General features: G+C 63.2%; 14 protein-coding genes and 1 pseudogene. 1 reads left to right on the plus strand and 14 read right to left on the minus strand.

Going from position 1 to position 17,214, the window contains the following annotated elements; all coding sequences use genetic code 11:
• Positions 1-10: 10 nt before the first annotated feature.
• From trbE to SGR02S_RS02855, 6 genes and pseudogenes are all read right to left on the minus strand, one after another.
• The gene (gene trbE / locus SGR02S_RS02830; RefSeq protein WP_067105501.1) at positions 11-2,449 is read right to left on the minus strand and encodes a conjugal transfer protein TrbE; all 2,439 of its coding nucleotides are present in this window, start codon (positions 2,447-2,449) and stop codon (positions 11-13) included.
• Positions 2,443-2,715, minus strand: coding sequence for a VirB3 family type IV secretion system protein (locus tag SGR02S_RS02835; protein WP_067105502.1), 273 nt, complete (start codon positions 2,713-2,715; stop codon positions 2,443-2,445). Before SGR02S_RS02835 ends, trbE begins: the two co-directional genes overlap by 7 nt.
• Positions 2,712-3,047: a TrbC/VirB2 family type IV secretion system protein gene (locus SGR02S_RS02840; protein WP_067105503.1), complete on the minus strand. Its 336-nt coding sequence runs from the start codon at positions 3,045-3,047 to the stop codon at positions 2,712-2,714. The genes SGR02S_RS02835 and SGR02S_RS02840 overlap by 4 nt, the downstream gene beginning before the upstream one ends.
• Position 3,048: 1 nt before the next feature.
• Positions 3,049-4,053, minus strand: a complete 1,005-nt coding sequence (gene trbB, locus SGR02S_RS02845; protein ID WP_067105504.1) for a P-type conjugative transfer ATPase TrbB — start codon at positions 4,051-4,053, stop codon at positions 3,049-3,051.
• Positions 4,050-4,454: a ribbon-helix-helix protein, CopG family gene (locus SGR02S_RS02850; protein WP_067105505.1), complete on the minus strand. Its 405-nt coding sequence runs from the start codon at positions 4,452-4,454 to the stop codon at positions 4,050-4,052. Before SGR02S_RS02850 ends, trbB begins: the two co-directional genes overlap by 4 nt.
• A gap of 3 nt (positions 4,455-4,457) precedes the next feature.
• Positions 4,458-6,462, minus strand: a pseudogene (locus tag SGR02S_RS02855) (conjugal transfer protein TraG).
• Between the two features lie 332 nt (positions 6,463-6,794).
• Between SGR02S_RS02855 and SGR02S_RS02860 the strand changes: the two are divergent.
• The gene (locus SGR02S_RS02860; RefSeq protein WP_082796911.1) at positions 6,795-7,661 is read left to right on the plus strand and encodes a DNA adenine methylase; all 867 of its coding nucleotides are present in this window, start codon (positions 6,795-6,797) and stop codon (positions 7,659-7,661) included.
• On the opposite strand, the gene SGR02S_RS19930 is transcribed toward SGR02S_RS02860, so the two are convergent.
• The 8 genes from SGR02S_RS19930 to SGR02S_RS02900 all read right to left on the minus strand — a co-directional run bounded on the left by SGR02S_RS19930 (position 7,658) and on the right by SGR02S_RS02900 (position 16,686).
• Complete coding sequence (locus SGR02S_RS19930; RefSeq protein ID WP_156482943.1) at positions 7,658-8,644, minus strand: hypothetical protein; 987 nt, start codon at positions 8,642-8,644, stop codon at positions 7,658-7,660. The genes SGR02S_RS02860 and SGR02S_RS19930 overlap by 4 nt on opposite strands.
• A 4-nt stretch (positions 8,645-8,648) precedes the next feature.
• The gene (locus SGR02S_RS19475; protein WP_082796912.1) at positions 8,649-9,776 is read right to left on the minus strand and encodes a ParB N-terminal domain-containing protein; all 1,128 of its coding nucleotides are present in this window, start codon (positions 9,774-9,776) and stop codon (positions 8,649-8,651) included.
• A gap of 126 nt (positions 9,777-9,902) precedes the next feature.
• Positions 9,903-11,927 (minus strand): relaxase/mobilization nuclease RlxS, encoded by a 2,025-nt coding sequence (gene rlxS / locus SGR02S_RS02880; protein WP_067105557.1) that lies wholly within the window; start codon positions 11,925-11,927, stop codon positions 9,903-9,905.
• A 316-nt stretch (positions 11,928-12,243) separates the two neighbouring features.
• On the minus strand, positions 12,244-12,405 hold the full coding sequence (locus SGR02S_RS20195; protein WP_169799621.1) for a hypothetical protein: 162 nt from the start codon (positions 12,403-12,405) through the stop codon (positions 12,244-12,246).
• Between the two features lie 323 nt (positions 12,406-12,728).
• A complete protein-coding gene (locus SGR02S_RS02885) occupies positions 12,729-13,049 on the minus strand; it encodes a DUF736 domain-containing protein (protein ID WP_067105509.1) in 321 nt (106 codons plus the stop codon).
• 363 nt (positions 13,050-13,412) lie between these two features.
• Positions 13,413-15,197 carry a ParB/RepB/Spo0J family partition protein gene (locus SGR02S_RS02890; protein WP_067105510.1) on the minus strand — a complete coding sequence of 595 codons (1,785 nt, stop codon included), beginning with the start codon at positions 15,195-15,197 and terminating at the stop codon, positions 13,413-13,415.
• Between the two features lie 89 nt (positions 15,198-15,286).
• On the minus strand, positions 15,287-15,709 hold the full coding sequence (locus SGR02S_RS02895) for a DUF2958 domain-containing protein (protein ID WP_067105511.1): 423 nt from the start codon (positions 15,707-15,709) through the stop codon (positions 15,287-15,289).
• Positions 15,706-16,686, minus strand: coding sequence for an ArdC family protein (locus tag SGR02S_RS02900; RefSeq protein WP_067105512.1), 981 nt, complete (start codon positions 16,684-16,686; stop codon positions 15,706-15,708). The genes SGR02S_RS02895 and SGR02S_RS02900 overlap by 4 nt, the downstream gene beginning before the upstream one ends.
• Between the last annotated feature and the right edge of the window lie 528 nt (positions 16,687-17,214).

A 17,214-nucleotide genomic window follows, 5' to 3' on the forward strand; every position in this document is an offset into this window, starting at 1 on the left:
TCATATCTCCTTAGGGTTGCACGGGGGACGCGGGGAAACAGGCGGCCGCGTCAGCCGCCCATTCAAGGCCGGAATCGGAGAGGAACCAGCCGACGAAATCGTCTGCGCCATGTGCGGCGAGCAGCGCGTCGATACGCTTTTGCGTGTCGGGATCGGATGCACCGCAAAGGGCGAGCGCGATCGGGCCTAGCCCCAGCTCGAACAGCCGGTTGCCGCGCGCCGATTGCAGATAATATTGCCGCTTCGGCACCGCGCGGCTGACCAGCTCGATTTGCCGCTCGTTGAGGCCGAAGCGAAGATAGGCCGCCTGGCTTTGCGGTTCGATCGCCCGATCGTTGGGAAGCAGGATGCGCTGCGGGCAGCTTTCGATGAGGACAGGCGCAATCGCGCTGGCGGCAATCTCCGAAAGGTTATGGGTGGCAAAGACGACCGACACATTTTTCTTGCGGACGGTTTTCAGCCATTCCCTGATGCGCTCGGAAAACAGCGGATGGTCGATATATTTCCATGACTCGTCGAGGACGAGCAGCGTCGGCTTGCCCGTGAATCGTTCTTCGAGACGATGAAACAGATAGGAGAGGACCGGCGCGACAACGCTTTCCGACCCCATCAAGGCTTCCATCTCGAAGCATTGGACGTCGGCCATATGTAGGTCGTCCTCGGCCGCATCGAGCAGACGGCCGAATGGCCCTTCGAGCGTATAGGGCGCGAGCGCCGATCGCAGCGGCGCCGATTGCAGCAGCAGCGACAGGCCGGTCAGGGTCCGTTCCTCCATCGGCGCGGTTGCGAGATTGGTGAGCGCCGACCAAACGGCTTCCTTGACCTCGGGCGTTATCGGGACATTCTCCCCGGCGAGCAGGGCGCCGATCCACTCGGCCGCCCATGCCCGCTCGTCGGGCCGGTCGATGTGTCGCAACGGCTGGAAAGCGATCGTCTCTCCGGCATCGCCGCCAAGCCCAAGACCATGATGCGCGCCGCCCATCGCCAGCGTCGCCGCGCGCGCCGACCGCCCCATGTCGAAGATATAGACTTGGGAGTCGGGGTAGCGCCGGAACTGCAACGCCAAGAGCGTCAGCAGCACGGACTTGCCCGCGCCGGTCGGTCCGACGATCATCATATGCCCCACGTCGCCAATATGGGTGCTGAGCCGGAACGGGGTCGAGCCGCTGGTTTCGGCATAGAGCAAAGGCGGGCCGTCGAGGTGCGCGTTGCGCGCCGGTCCCGCCCATACCGACGACAGCGGCATGAGGTGGGCGAGATTGAGCGTGTGGATGATTGGCTGGCGGACGTTCGCATAGACATGGCCGGGCAGGCTCGACAGCCACGCCTCCACCGCGTTGACGCTCTCGCGAATACAGGTGAAGCCCAGCCCGTTGACGATGCGCTCGACCGCGCGCACCTTTTCCTCGACGCGGGCGCGATCGGTATCGGCAACGGTTATGGTCGTGGTCAGATAGCCGAACGCAACATGGTCGGCCCCGAGCGCCTGCAATGCCAGGTCAGCATCGACGACCTTGTTGTCGGCATCACTGTCGAGCAACTGGACCGGCTGATTATAGATAACCTCGCGCAAGAGCGCCGTCACCGACTTACGCTTGTTGAACCACTGGCGGCGCAGCTTGGTGAGCGCCTTGGTCGCGTCGGTCTTGTCGAGCGCCACGAAGCGCGTCACCCAGCGATAGCCGAAATCTTCGTGATTGAGCGCGTCGAGGATTCCGGGCCTGCTGACATTGGGAAAGCCCATGATGGTCAGCGTCCGCAAATGCTGGTCGCCAAGCATCGGTTCGAGGCCACCGGTCAGCGGCGTGTCGGTCAGTATCGCGTCGAGATACATCGGGGTTTCGGGGACCGCGACGGCGTGGCGGCGCGTCGATATGGCGCCGTGAAGGAACGTCAGCGTCTCGCCATCGTCGAGTGCGCGCACCTCCGGCATGAAGCCCGAAAACAGGTCGAGCGCCCTATCGGTTTCGGCGACGAAGCTCGCAAGCGCCTGCCGCCAGTCGCGGCCCTTCACGTCGTCGCTACGCTCGACCAGCGCGCGGCCCGCCGTGTCCGCCTGATCCGGCGACGGCAGGAAGGTGAGCGTCACATAATAGCGGCTTTCATAGTGTGCGCCCGCGCTCTCGAACGCCGCTCGCCGTTCCTGATCGACCAGCCAGGACGCGGCGTCGGGAAAGCCGCTGTCGGGATAGCCCAGCGCCTCGCGGCGTTCGGCTTCCAAGTGGAGCGCCCAGCCCGATCCGAAACGCTTGAGGACATTGTTAGCCCGCGCGCAGGCGCCGACCAACTCGGCCTCCGTTGCGGACTCCAAGTCCGGCCCGCGAAAGCGCAAGGTGCGCTGAAAGCTGCCGTCCTTGTTCAGCACCACGCCGGGAGCGACCAGCGCCGCCCACGGCAGATGGTCCGCAAGGCGGTCGGCCCGGCTGCGATATTCGCGCAGGTTCAGCATGTCAGATAACCCCGCTGGCGAAGGTGGCGGGCGAGGACGGGCGCGAAATCCGGGTCGCGCTTTGCGACGAATACCGCAACCGTGTGACCAAGCGCCCACATTGCGAGGCCAGCAATCCATTGCTGCAAGCCCAGCCCCAGCGCCGCCGCGATCGTGCCATTGACGATCGCGATGGCCCGCGGCGCGCCGCCGAGCAGGATCGGTTCGGCAAGCGCGCGGTGCATCGGCGCCTCGAAACCCTCGATGTGGCTGCCCGCGCCGATCATGCGATGAGCGCCCCGCCGCCGAAGCTGAAAAAGCTGAGAAAGAAGGAGCTGGCCGCGAACGCGATGCTGAGGCCGAAAATAATCTGAATCAAACGGCGAAAGCCGCCCGCCGTTTCCCCGAACGCCAAGGTCAAGCCGGTCACGATAATGATGATAACGGCGATGATCTTGGCAACCGGGCCTTGGACGGACTCCAAGACCTGCTGCAACGGTTCCTCCCACGGCATCCCCGATCCGGCGGCCTGCGCGGTGGCGGCGACAGCCAGGCCGAGCATCGCGGCACCGGCGGCGGTTATGATCTTGTGTGGTTCGCGAACGCGGGACAGGCGCATGTCATTCTCCTTCAAAAGCGGTGGGATCGGGGGTGAGATCGCGGACGGCGTAATTTCCGTGCTCGTCGAGGCCGACGACGCGCGCGACGCTATCGACGCGGCGCGCGAGGCCGCGCCCGGATATGAAAACGATCATGTCAATGGCTTCGGCAATCAGCCGGCGCGGGACGGTGACGACGCTTTCCTGAACAAGCTGTTCGAGGCGATAGAGCGCCGCGACCGCGCTATTGGCGTGGACGGTCGCGATGCCGCCCGGATGCCCGGTGTTCCATGCCTTGAGCATGTCCAGCGCCTCGCGCCCGCGCACCTCGCCGACGATGATCCGGTCAGGCCGAAGGCGGAGCGTCGAGCGCACAAGCTCGGCCATCGTGACCGCGCCGGTTCCGGTCGGGCCGATAGAGCGGGTGCGGAGCGCGACAACATCGCTGGCCGCGCATTGCAGCTCGCGCGTGTCCTCTATGATGATAATGCGCTCGTCGAGGCCGGCCATTTCGGCGAGCAGCGCATTGGCGAGCGTCGTCTTGCCCGATGACGTGCCGCCCGCGACTAGAATGTTTCGTCGCTCGACGACCGCCATAGACAAGAGCCGCGCCGTGTCGGCCGACATGATGCCGTCGCGAACGTAATCGAGCAGCGTGTAAATTCTGGCGGCGGGCTTTCTGATCGAGAAGCAGGGCGCGAGGCTGACGGGCGGCAAGACGCCCTCGAACCGCTCGCCCGCGCCTTCGCCGTGCGGCGGCAGTTCGGCCGATATGATCGGCGCCGCCGCATGGGCCTCGGTGCGGGCGTGGCTGGCGACCAGGCGAATGATGCGTTCGATCTGCGCCGGGTCGTATCGGGTTCCGGTGTCGATACGGCCTTCGCCGAGCCGGTCGAGACGCAGCACCCCATCGGGGTTCACCATGATCTCGATGACGGCGGGGTCGGATAGGGCCGCCGCGATACCCGGTCCCATAGCGGTGCGGAGCATCGCGCGGCGGCGATCTGCAGAAAGCGCGTCGGTCATGGCTGTGCCTCGATGATGTTTTGGGTGTCGAGTGTCCGCTTGCCGCCCGCGATCTGGCGGCCAAGCTGGGCGATGAATCGCTCGAAACGCTGATTGCCAGTCGCGAGCGCAGCGGCGTCGGCTTCGGGGAGCGGCGCGGTGACGGTAAGCTGGTAGCGCACGAACAGCGCCAGAGCCTCCAGCACCACCTCCATGTCGCGGCGACCTGCCGCGACCTCGCGCGATATGCGGTCGAGCCGGACTTTCAGAAGGTCGTCGACCTCCTTCGTCGCGCGGCGCGCCAGCCAATCGCGAAGCGCCTCGTTGACGATCCGTGACTTGTTGCCGCCGCGCCGGATAACCAGCGCGTCGAGCGCATCGCTCAAGTCGCTGTCGATGTAGAGATTCTGCCGGACCTTCATCGCCTACAGCCCCGGCAGCAGGTCTTGGGACTGCGATTGATTCATCGCGTGGCCGCGCACCAGCGACGCGCGAACGCGGTCCATGACGCGCTTGTCGGCCGCCGCGTCGGCGTCGTCGCGTTCCATGTCGGGCAATTCGAGTTGCGTCGCAGGTTCGGGCTGAGGCGGCTTCTCGTCGATCGACGGATGCCGCTGCTGCTGCAAGCCGCCGTCCTCGTCCGCACCGGGTTCCTCGTCCGCTTTGCCGAGCCTGCTATCGGGCGCGCTGACCAGCCCGGTCCAGTCGTCGGGGCGGCTTGGCGGTCGGTCGGCATAGTCGCCAACCGCGAGCGCGGGCGGCGGCAGGAGCCGCGCGCGGAAATTGGCGTCCTTATAATATTGCAGCTTCTTCGCCCGGATCGGGGCCATACCAGACACAAGAACCAGCTCGTCGGCGGGCGGAAGCTGCATGACCTCGCCTTGGGTCAGCAGCGGGCGCGCCGTCTCCTGCCGACTGACCATGACGTGCGCGAGCCAGGGGGCGAGCCTGTGGCCCGCATAGTTCCGCATGGCGCGCTGTTCGGTCGCGACGCCGAGAGCATCGGAAACCCTCTTTGCCGTCCGCTCGTCATTGGTCGAGAAAACGACGCGCACATGGCAATTATCGAGGATCGAATTATGCTCGCCGTAGGCCTTATCGACCTGGTTGAGCGACTGCGCGATCAGATAGACCCGGATTCCATAGCCTGCCATGAAGGCGAGGCTCGTCTCGAAGAAATCGAGCCGCCCCAAGGCGACGAACTCGTCGAGCATCATCAGAAGCTCATGCTTGCGCGGCATCGAGCTTCTCCGTGAGGCGGCGGCCGATCTGATTGAGCATCAGGCGCACAAGCGGCTTGGTGCGGCTAATGTCGGACGGCGGAATGACCAGGTAGAGCGAGACGGGATGATCGGCTTCGGCCAAGTCGGCAATGCGCCAGTCGCAACGCGACGTGACGGCCGCGACGGTGGGGTCGCGATAGAGGCCGAGGAACGACATGGCCGTCGAGAGAACGCCCGATCGCTCATTCTCCGATTTGTTCAGCACCTCGCGCGCGGCGGACGCGACGACCGGGTGGACCTGCGGCGCTTCCTTCGTGCCGAGATGATTGGTGGTCATCATCCGGCGCAGCGTCGTCACGAACGGGCGCTGCGGATCGGACAGGAAGGTTGCGACGCGGGCGAGCGTCTTTTCTTCCTCGGCATAGAGTATGTGGAGGATCGCGCCGACCAGCAGCGAGTGCGATGTTTTCTCCCAGTGGTTCCGACGCTCCAGCGCCCCTTCGGGATCGACCAATATGTCGGCGATGTTCTGAACGTCGCGAACCTCGTTCGCGCCCTTCCTGACCTCCAACAGCGGATTATATTTTGCCGATCGAAGGTCGGTCGGGTTGAACAGCAGGACGTGCGAAAAGCACGCGCGCCAGCCCGCGGTAAGCTGCCAGTTCTCGCCCTTTATATCGTGGACGATGGCCGAGCCGGTCCAGCTTAGCAGCGTCGGGATGACGAGGCCGACGCCTTTGCCGCTCCGCGTCGGCGCGAACGCCATGACATGCTCCGGCCCGTCGTGGCGAAGGTAGCGCTCGCGCAGACGACCAAGGAAAACACCGCGCTCGCTAAGCAGCCCGGCGCGGTCGATCTCGCCTTTTGTCGCCCAGCGCGCCGAGCCGTATGTCGTGACATGGCGCGACTGGCGCGCGCGCCATAGCGACCCGGCGATGGCGGACGCGCAGCCGAGAAAGCCGCTGGCTCCCGCGATCATCCCGGCCTTGTCGAAGACCTCCGGCGCGTAGGCCTCGTAGTGATACCACCAAGGGAATATCGCCCACGGGCGATAGACCGGCGTGTCGAACAGAATGAACCATGCCGGCCCAAGCTGCGGCTGATAACCGAGCTGCGCCGCGCACCATTGCGTCGCGGCCCAGACGCCCACGATGACGAGTGCGAAAACGACGAAAATCTGGCCTATCAGCAGCTTCGTGGGGGTCACGGTTTTCTCCCGGCGACGCAGTGATTTGCGTCACCGGCAAAAATCAGCCGGGCGAGAAAAATCGCATACTACCGTTGTGGCGCACGATGACGCGCGGAGACGCAGCGGGGGTGACTATCTTGTATAGAATCACGCCAAATCGGTCGCTATCGCCTGACCATTGACGATTTCGCAAAATCGTTGACCGGGTATGCGCGAGCCAGAAGCCCAAATCCGAAAGCAAGGCCCATGGGGCAACAATATTGACGCAATGACCGTATCGACGCAATGACCGTATCAATGTTTCATTGATGGCTTGGCGATAGAGACCTGCGCGCGTAAGGGGAGCGGCCATGAGCGATGAGCAGGAATTCGGCAGAAAAGCCAAGGACCGCAACGGCCCGGGGGTTACGCCGTTCCGCTATCCTGGTGGCAAGGCGTTCTTGGCCGATTTGCTTGAATCGAAGATACGCACCTACAAGAAAATTACCACATATGCGGAGCCCTATGCAGGCGGTGCTGGCGCAGCCATCGAATTGATGGCCCGCGGAACAGTTGAACGAATCGCCCTCAATGACTTTGACAGGCGCATCCATTCGGCATGGTGGGCGATATTGCATCGGACTGATGATTTCGTAGAACGCATCCGCGCGACCACAGTGGACCTCGCCACTTGGTATGCTTGTCGCCAGATTGTAGAAGAAAATAGGCTGGACGGCGACCCGTTTGAGTTGGGGTTCGCCACCTATTTCCTAAATCGAACGAACCGCTCCGGTGTTATCGTTGGCGCCGGCCCTATCGGGGGATATGCTCAGACCGGTAAATGGCTCATTGACGCGCGTTGGTATCCCGACACTATGTGCAAGCGCATCATCTGGTTGGGCCAACGCCGAGATCGGATCGAACTCACCAATCTCGACGGCATCGCCTTCATCAAGTCGTTCCCGAAAAAGCGTGCGAAGGAGACGTTTTTCTTTATCGACCCTCCCTATGTGCAGGCAGGTGCGAAGCTTTATCTTAATGCCATGAATGATCTAAAACATCGTGATCTTGCCCAGTATTTAACGGGTAATCCAACGGTGCCAAATTGGCTCGTCACCTATGATGATTGTCAGCTCATTCGAGAGGTTTACGCGGCGGCCAGCGTCGAGCAGATACCCGTGCGTTATAGTCTTCAGCGCAAGCGCACAGAACATGAAATTTGCGTGGTTCCTGCTTAGGCAGCCCTTTGCTCATTCCGATAGCGCACCAGCCATGACAGCAAAGAGTGCGCGCGATCTACCTCGTCCACATGGACTCCGTTCACGGTAGCCAACTCTATTCCTTTCATAGCAGCCTTCGGCGTTCTCAGCCGGTCTAGGATGTGACCGTGCCTTTTGCCGTAAAGCTTATGGTCGTCTTCGCTGAGCCGAAACGGAACAACCGTTAGACCGACCATCGAGCATGCGGGCCTGTCCAAAAAGTAACCGCCGAGAAACTGGTCGAGTTCGTCATTGGCGCTTTTGCCGCTCCAATTATGCCCGCTGGCGGCTTGTCCGAAATACATCATTGCCGGAGGCGGCAGGCCGTTGTCGGCGTGCCGCCATGCGATCACGTCCATGCCTCCATCTTTTGCCTTTTTGGCCGCTTCGGGGCCAGGCGGAACGCGCGGAGTTCCTGTGCCTGATCCTTCGCAGCAGCGGCCCACGGCTTCCGTTATGGTTTCACCGCTTGCCCGCGGCCAGCCGAAAGAGACCGCTGGCCCCTGCACATGCCCAGCAACCGCGAGCGTCGCGAGTGTCTGGAATTGCCTCTTGCGGACCTTCGCCGCCTCATCGCCGGAGGGTGGATTGCTCAAGATTGGCGATTTCGTAAAATGCGAAATGACTAGGCAGGTTAGATAAAAGCCGAGACCACGCCGCTCGCCCCGCGGCTTTAGACGCAATTCCTCGCCATCTTCGCTTAAAACAAAAGGATAGGCATCGCCCAAGGAAGCAACTCGCGAGTTAATTTCATTTTCGATGGTTTCCCGCCGTTCGTCTTTTTCTGCGTCCGCTGTGCCATTATCTTCCGCATGATCCTCTTTCTGGATCTCGGTTGTATTGTCTATTTCGTCTAACCTCGCGCGGCCCTTCTCATCAAAAAAAGCAGTAAGTTCCAGCCAATCGACAAGGATGAAGGAGTCAGCGTCAAGGGCCGGAGGCGCGACAGCAGTGATCGCCATTATCTTATTCGTCCGACGCTTGTTGTGCGGCGAGCGTGGTATGGATGAAAGTCGCGCGTTTGCGAATGTCATCAGCGATCTCAATGGTTTCGCTGTCGTTGTCCGCGTTGGTGATCTCGGCCACAGCTTGATGCAATGATGCCTGTGCATCGACCAAGGCTTTGCTGAAACGATCGCTTCCTTCGACAGTCAACGATAGCGCCGCCGCAAGATCATGCCGTTCGAGCATAACCTTTCGGGCGACGGCATGACCCAAAACGCGCTTAAGCAATGAGAGGTCAGGATTCTGCGTCTTAATGACAGGCTCGACGCGTTCTGCCTTGCTGCCGTATAGCCACAAGAGCAGCGTCCGCAAATTCTCATGAAAGTCGGGGCGTATTGGATTCCGCTCTGGATTTGCGGAGCGATCCGCGCGCCCGAGGCCAACAAAATCTCGAAACTCTGTATAGGTCAACGCAGTGTAAAGATGGGAGAAACTAAAGTTTCTTTTTACTCGGTCTTCCACCCTAAAAAGTTCAAGCTGTTGGGCTTGTTGCAGCACGTAAACTGCGCTTACGATGCGATAAAGCGTGTCGTGCTTATCACCCATTCGCGCCGCGATTTCATTGAGACTAAGCCCCGCATCGCCTTTCGCTACCTCGTCGTCCAGCCAGCGTGCAGCATAGAGCGCCTTAGCGTAGGCATCCCATCCTTGCGGTCCATTGATGTGCTTAAAACCGATCAGGTTGCGCGCTTCATCTTCGTGAAGCACTTTGAAAGCGGTAACCTCTTGAAGAGTTGCGCGGACCTCAGGTGAAATCTCAGGAATTGTAACGCCAGCTTCGGCAGCTAACCCCGGATCGAGCAAGCTCTTGAGGGCAGCTAAACGCCGATTACCTTCCAGCACGACCAGTTCGTCGTCACGAGGGATGACGATCAGGGGTTCGATGTCGATGTAGCCACTCGCCGCGATCGATTGGATCAGTTCGCCTAGATCGGCAGTTCGATCAAGGTAGGCAATAATCGCGCCATCGGTCGCGTTGTTGGGCTGCTTGTCAGGCGTAAAGCGAGGGTTCGAGACGTCGAAGGCCAGCTTCGCAGGTGGAACTTTGTCCCGCTGACCTGCTGAAAAATATTGATCCCACCAAGCCATTCGGCGCATCGCTCCGTTCTGAATTGCTCACGAAACAGTGTAAGCCCACGCGCGGGCCGTTTCATAACTCTATTGAATGTTCACGCCTAGCGTTCGCTGGATGGGCTGTCCATTGCCAACAGCACGTCACGAAATGCTCGGCCCGCTGCGCTGCCGCCCGAACGTCCAGCTTATGCCGCCATCGCGCATGATGCCTGACACGCTCTTGCCGATATGCCGCTCCATCACCGGACGCCACGGAATCAGAACAAAATCGCGCGACCGCTCGACCAGGGCTTGCCGCCCGCTCGTCATATCGACGGCGCGGACCAACCCGCCCTGTATCGACTCCCGCGGCCTCGCTTCGGCGAAGGGCTTGCCAATTTCATCCGATAGCTGGCTCGCGACGCGCAGCAGCTCGCGCCGCAGCAGGGCCGCGAGCATGTTGCGGCGATAGATGGTTCGCCCCTCCTGTGCCTCGGCCAGCCCCTCGGCAACCAGCCATTGCCGTCGCATCGCTTGCGCGGCGCGAACCTCGCTTCCGAAACCGGCATCGCGAAGCGGCGCCGGACTATCGGCGACCAACTCCCGGTCGAGCCACGTCGCGGCCTCGGCCCCCGGCAGCTTGTCGAGCGGCACGGCCGACAGCGTTTCGACGGTGACAGGCCGGTCGCGAAGCTGGCGCGCCTCGAACGCTTCCACCTTGTCGAGATGGTCGGGAGTGATGACCCAGCTTCCGTCGGGTTCGCGCTCGACGTTTCGCATGACGCGCCGCATGGCTTCCAGACGCCGGACGTGGCTTTCCGCAAACCGTTCGCTGGCGGTCGGGTCGTGCCGCAAATGCGCGTCGATCGTGTAGCGCCCACCATTCGCGGTCGCGACCTCGGCAATCGTGCGATCGACGGGACGAACGCCGCTGCTGCTACGTGGTGCGATCTCGACAATCGCGTCTTTGGGGATCGGGCTGACCGCTTCGCCCTTGCCGATCTCGGCATAATGGGTGCGCCCGTCGATCGCCTCGACGATGACATAATGGCGATCGGCATATTCGTCCGACAGCCCGCGTTCGACGACACGGCCGATAAGCGGGCGGGCATCGGATGCGGTCGGGTCATAAATGACCTGATCGACTATCGCGGGCGCGTTTCCGCGCGCCGCATATGCGCGCTGCATGGTGCGGATAATGTCGTCGCGCTCGCCCATGCGGCGCAGCGTGTCGGCAAGATCGGGGGCGAGCTGCCAATGCGCCGCGCCGTGCCGCGTCGCCAGCCCGAGACGTTCGAGCTTCTTGAGCCGACCCATGCGAATAGCCTGATCGAACGCGCCGCGCGCGTTGGAACTGACAAGAATATCCTTGTCGGCCTCTCGCAGCATCGCGCGGTCTATGCTGGTCAACCGCTCCTGTTCCACCTCGGCGCGAAGGCGCTGCTCGATCGCATGATCGGTGCGCGGGCCAAGGTCGAGGTCGACCAGCTCTGAGGCACGCTCGCGCAGGCCGTGGCTGATATAGTCGCGCGCGATAATCAAATCCTTGCCGCGCTCGTCCTTGCCGCGCACGATGATATGGGTGTGCGGGTGGCCGGTGTTATAGTGATCGACCGCCACCCAATCGAGTTTGGTCCCCAAATCCTCTTCGACCCGCTGCATCAGCCGCCGGGTCAGCGGCTTGAGGTCGTCATATTCCATGCCGTCCTCGGCGCTGACGATGAAGCGGAATTGATGGCGATCGCCCTTCGCCGGTTCGAGCCAGGCATTACGGTCCACCGCGTCACCGTCGGCGCTATAGAGTTGCCCGCGTCCGCCCTCGCGGGTCGTGCCGTCGCGCTCGACGTAGCGCAGATGCGCTTTGGCAACGTCGAATCCGTTGCCGCCGAGTTTGACGGTGCGAACCTTGACGATCACGCGCCGCTGGCGAAAGGCGGCGAAGCGGTCGCGCGATGACAGGACGAGACCGACGCCAGCGCCGCGCCCGATGCGGCTGCCGGTAAAAGCCGACTGCCGCGCGCGACCGGGAGCGCCGCCGCGCGCGAGATTGGTTGCAGCAATCACGCGCGAGAGGAACTTGCGCGGGCGCGGCTTCCGGCCCTTGTCGCCAAGGCGGCCGAGCCGCGGTTCAAAATCGTCGTTGGTGGATATGATCGGCGCCTTCGGTGGGAGAGAAAGCCCGATCATGCGCGCGGCCCGGAGACATGAAAATCGGTGCCGCCGAATGTGGCGGAAAACCGCCGATTTTCGGCGCACCGGCACTGTCGCCAGCATGGCGGCACTGTTTTCCTCTCCCTAAAAACGATGTGCAGACAACAGCTTAGGCATCATCCGCATAAGCGGACGGTGCCGTAGCTTTATATCTTGCCTTCCGCGCCTTTCCTCACCGCCGGCCCCTTCGCATCACTCCTGGCCCATTCTCACGCCTCCCCGCGCGCAAAAAAGGGGAGCGACGCCACGCGGACGCCGCTCCCCAAACCTTCCTCGCCGATCGCGCGCCGGCCTATTGCCAGCCCGCCTTCTCGGCTTCTCTCTGCACTCGATTGTGTCGCTTCCAGCGTCTCTCGGCGGCGCGCAATTCGGCCTCGATCTGACGCCGTTCGGCCGCGTCGTCGCACCAGGAAAGTTCGGCGCGCAGTTCCTCGATTTGCTGTTCAATCGACATCTTCTTGCCTCCATCTTGCGAAAGATGAGGTCTCGCCCGGCGGCGGGCGGGCCGGGTCCAGGACCGCGAAGCGGCCGCGCCAGCGGGCGACGGGGGTGCCGATTTTGTCGTCGGCGAAGCGCCGCGCAGCGGCGTGAAGACGGCGGCAAAATTGGGGGCACCGGCGATCCTTGACGCGGCCCGTTCGCCGCCGGATGCTGGTCCTTGCTGAGCGGATTTCTTCCTCTCGTCCGCACAGCCACGCTCGCTTTACACGCCTCATTGCCCGCCTATTTGCGCATGGAAAACCCCGCGCTGATGGACAGCGCGGGGTGAAATTCGGCTCAGTCGCCGGGGTTCCAGATGATCGCATAGGCGTCATCATCATCCTGCCCGGCAGCGCGTCCGAGATTGGCGTAGAGTGTGCGCGGACCGAGTTCGGGCGCCGACATCGCGAGGCGGATATATTCGCGCTGCGACACCTCGCCGGTGCGGATCCAGCCGCCACCCAGTTCTACGCCGTTCGACACCACGCGATAGTCGGGCTGCTCGCCGCTCTTGCCGCGATTGGGGACGATGGCGACCTCGGCATTGACCGATAGCGTCCTGATCGCGCCCCTGAACGACCCGTCGGGCTGGCGCTGCACATAACCGATTGCTGACATTGTTCATCTCCTTCGATCTCGCCGAGCACCGTGCCGGGCGATGGGCAGACCGGAGGGACGGTTTCAGCGGCTCACGCGAACCGGAGGCCGAAGCGCCAGCGAAGGACCGGAAGCGCGCTGCTGATTTGGATGCGAAGCGGCCGCGAGGAGCGCCGCGATAGCGGCGCGGGGAAATCAGCAGCGCGCGATGGTTTTGCGGGAGGCGCGGCCGTCCCAGGTCGATGCCCAGTCCCGGCACGGGCCGCCGGACGAAGATAGCGGAATGATTGTCAGCAAAGGCGTTTGCGGCCTCTGCCGAGGGAATGGAAGGATGCAAATAGACAAGAGAAAATGGGCGGCGACATCGCCGCCGCCCGCGAGGATTCAGGCCGCTTCGCGCTGGGGCTGTTGCGGCCCGCCAGTGTCTGCGACATCGCGCACGGGCGCATGATCGGCGCGCGCTGCCGCGACCAGCGCGGCGGCTTTCACCGTGCCGACACCGCCACGTTCACTATAGGCGGCGGGCGGAAAGGCCATCCATTTCGGGACCCAGTTTTCGCATTTTTCGCGTCCGCTCGTGCCGTTCAGATGATCGCGGATAATGCGTTTCAGAACCTTACCCGGTTCCTTGGCATTGGCCTTCGCAACGATTTCGCCTGCGACCTCGGCGACAAGGCGGGTGAGTATGTCCCTGTCGCGAAGACATTCGAAAAAGGCGTCGTCGGCTTGCCAGACGGCGGCCATGTCGATGCCGATTTCCTGTCCGACGGCCTCGACGACGGCGCTGCCGCTTTCGAGCGTTTCGCCGATCACGATGGTCATGACGTCCATCACCGCGCGGTCGGGCAGTTCGAGAAGGCGCAGGAAAAGACCGACCAGCCCATGCGGATCGCCACTGCCGCCGGTAACGGTCGGTTCCTCGGCATCGAAGCCGATCAGCGCCAGAACCGCGCGGCGGCGCTCGTCGAACAGCGCCTCCGCAGCGCCGCTTTCGACGCTCTCGCGCACCGCATCGTTGCGGCAGCTCTGCGGCTCGGCGCGCACGCGCCAGAGATAGGAGCCGACAATCGCATGGGCGACCATGAGCCTCAAGGCGACCTTGGGGTGACCGATCAGCGCCGCGCGCACGGCGGCGTGACGATGAAGGTCGATATAGGTCTGGCACGTGCTGCTGATCTCGGCGCGGGCTGGCTTGGTTTCCTTGTCGATCGCCTCGCCGCGTTCGAGCCGCCGCGCCTCTTTCGTCGTCACATAGCCTTCGTGGAAGGCGACGTCGCCATTGCTACGCACCTCGATATAGATGCGCCCGCCCTTGCGCTTCGGGGCCTGTGCGAAGTCGTAGCGGTGGAAATAGTCACCGCGTGGGACGATCACGACATCGCTCCACCCATCGGCGAGATAGGCCTGCTTGCGTTCAAGGATCGCCTGTTCCTGCGCGCGCCAGAACATGTCGGCGTCGGCAAAATAGCGCTCGTCACCGAACAGGTCGGCGATGATCGCGAGGCCGCTCGCCTCGATGTCGAACAGCGCATGATCGACGTTGATCGATGCGCCGCCGAACAGCCATTCCTTCAATTGATGGCCGGTCGGGCAATAGCTGTTCGGGTCGTCATGAAGCGCAAGCCAAGATTTCTGCTGCGCCTTGCTTGCGAGGGTCAGATGGCGGACGGTCGCGGCATTGATTTCCTCCTTGCGGTAGAGGGTGCGGATGCGCGGCAAGAGATTGCCGAGCGCGAGGATGCGTTTCACACCCGCTTCGGGAATGCCGAAGGTCGCCGAAATATCGGTGACATCGCGGCCCTCGCGAACCAGCCGCGCGAAGGTTTCCCAGCGCGTCACCTCGTCGGGCGCGAGCCGCGCGATATTCTCGATCAGTGAGGCTTCGATGGCGGCGACATCATCGCCTTCGCCGAGAATGGCACAGGGCAGCGGTTCGCCGGGGAGGTCGCCGCGTTCCTCGGCGACCTGCCGCGCGGCGGTGAAACGCCGCGCGCCCGCGACGATTTCATAGGAGCCGGGAGAACAATTGGGCCGCACGATCAGCGGCACGAGAATGCCGCGCGCACGGATCGTCGGCAGGATGTCGGAGACGTCGGGCGGCTTCTTCGCATAGCGCATGTTGGCCTTGCTGATCGCCAGCTTGTCGGGGGCGATAAAGTCGAGTTTCATGATGCTCACCTTTCGATGGAAGGTGCCGGCCCGCCGCGACAATGGGAGGATGGCGGACCGGCAGGATATGCGGCGAAACGCGCCGCGCGTTATCCGCCGGATGGCGGAATCCCGTCGTCATTCGCCACGCTGGACGCGCGGCGAAGCCATGTTTCAGCGATGATGATCGACCCGGCGCGGCGCGACCATGCGGCCCATGTCGAAAGACTATGGACGCTCGCAAATCCGACATCGCGCTCGATACCGAGGCCGAAGGGCAAGCGGACGCCCGCCAGTTCGGACAGGCTGAAGCTTCCAAGTTCGGGAAAGCCGAAGCCCAAATCGGCAAGGCCGAACAAGGTGTCGCCATCGGCATGAAGTTCGGTCGCGAGCCATGTCGCCGCACCGACCGGATTGAAGAATTTGACCAGCGGAACCGGATCGGGTTCTGCCGTGCCGAATTGGAGGGCGTCATGATTCGCGGCGGCGTTGGCGCGCAGCGCGGCGTGAAGATCGGAGGTCAGGAGCATCATGCCGCGACCTCCCGCGGTTCGTCGATCCCGTCCGTTTCCGCATGGCGTGCGAGCAGCCAGTCGGCGGCCTTGCTCGCCGCGCTCGCGGCGCGGAAGATCGCGCGATTGTCTTCGCGCAAAACCTGAAGCCATGACGCCAGATAATCAGCGTGACGAACGGTCGGCTCGATGCCGAGGGTGGCGCAAAGAAAGGCGCTGCCGAGTTCGGCTACCAGCTCCTCGCGAGCATAATCCTTGGTGCCGAACGGGTTGAGGATTTTGCGCGCGAGCCGGGACTCGTGCCCGGTCGCGTGGGTCAGTTCGTGGAGCGCGGTGCGGTAATAATCGACCGGCTCGAAGAAGGCGGGCTGCGGCGGAAGCTGCACATAGTCGCGCGTGGGCACATAGAAGGCTTCATCGCCGCCAATGCGGACGGCGACCCCCGATGCCGCGATGATGGCTTCGGCAAGCGGCAGAATGTCGCAATCGCGGCACGGCTCCAAAAGTGCGGCTGGGTCTCCGACGAGGTCGGGCGGCAAGCCATCGCATTGCGCGACGTTGAAGACGGTGAAGCGTTTGAGGAAGGGAATGGCGCGCGCATCCTCGCCGGCTTCGCGCGCGCGATCTTTCTCGGCTTCGGGGGTGAAGCGGTCGGCATAGACGATGCTGGTTCCGCGCTCGCCCTTGCGGACATGCCCGCCCGCCGTCAGTGCTTGGCGGAAGGTGAGCCAGCCCTGTGTCGACCAGCCCTGATCGATCACCGCGCCCCACAGAATGAGGATATTGACGCCCGAATAGCTGCGTCTGGTGAGCGCATTGTGCGGAAGGCCAAGCGCCGCCGCGCCGCTGCTGCGCCACGGTTGGACCCAAGGAAAGCGGCCCTCTTCGAGCTCGGCGACGATGCGGCCGGTGACTTCGTCATAGAGGCTGGCGCGATCTTCGCTGGGCTTGGTCGTGCCAACCTCGCGGCGCGCACGGCGGTTGCTGGTCTGGCGCATGGCTATCCTCCCATCGCCGCCCCCAACCCTGCGCGGGCCTCCCCCGGAGTGGGGGTGAGCGGCGAAATGCGACCTGCCGGGCGCGGCCAGGAGGCGCGTTCGCACCTGCAAAGGCCGCAACGCATGTGGAGGAGCCGAGCCCGAAGGGCCGGCTTGCGGACGCGCCGGGCCGCGCCCAAGAGGGAGCGCCGCTCACCGCCACGACGGCGGGACGGCCGAAGGCAAACGCCGCCGCGCGGGTCACCCGCGCGGCGTCACCAGGCCGGAACCTATGGTTCCGGCGCAGCGGCAGCGATCATAGCCCGGACGGGGCGGGACGCATGAGCGGCCCGCCTTCGCTTGGTGCTCCCGCCAAGGGAGCCCTAGCGAAGCTGAGCGCGGTCACGCCGTCAGGCGCGAGCCGCCCGATTGCTGATCGTTACCGAAGAGCGACAGCCCGGCCCGCTTAGGTTCATCTGAAACGAAACAAAGCTGGCTTACTTCAGCCTATCGATCTCGCGTTGAAAAACTCAAAATGATGTTCGCATT

This window comes from Sphingopyxis granuli NBRC 100800 (assembly GCF_001591045.1).
Taxonomy (GTDB): Bacteria; Pseudomonadota; Alphaproteobacteria; order Sphingomonadales; family Sphingomonadaceae; genus Sphingopyxis; species Sphingopyxis granuli.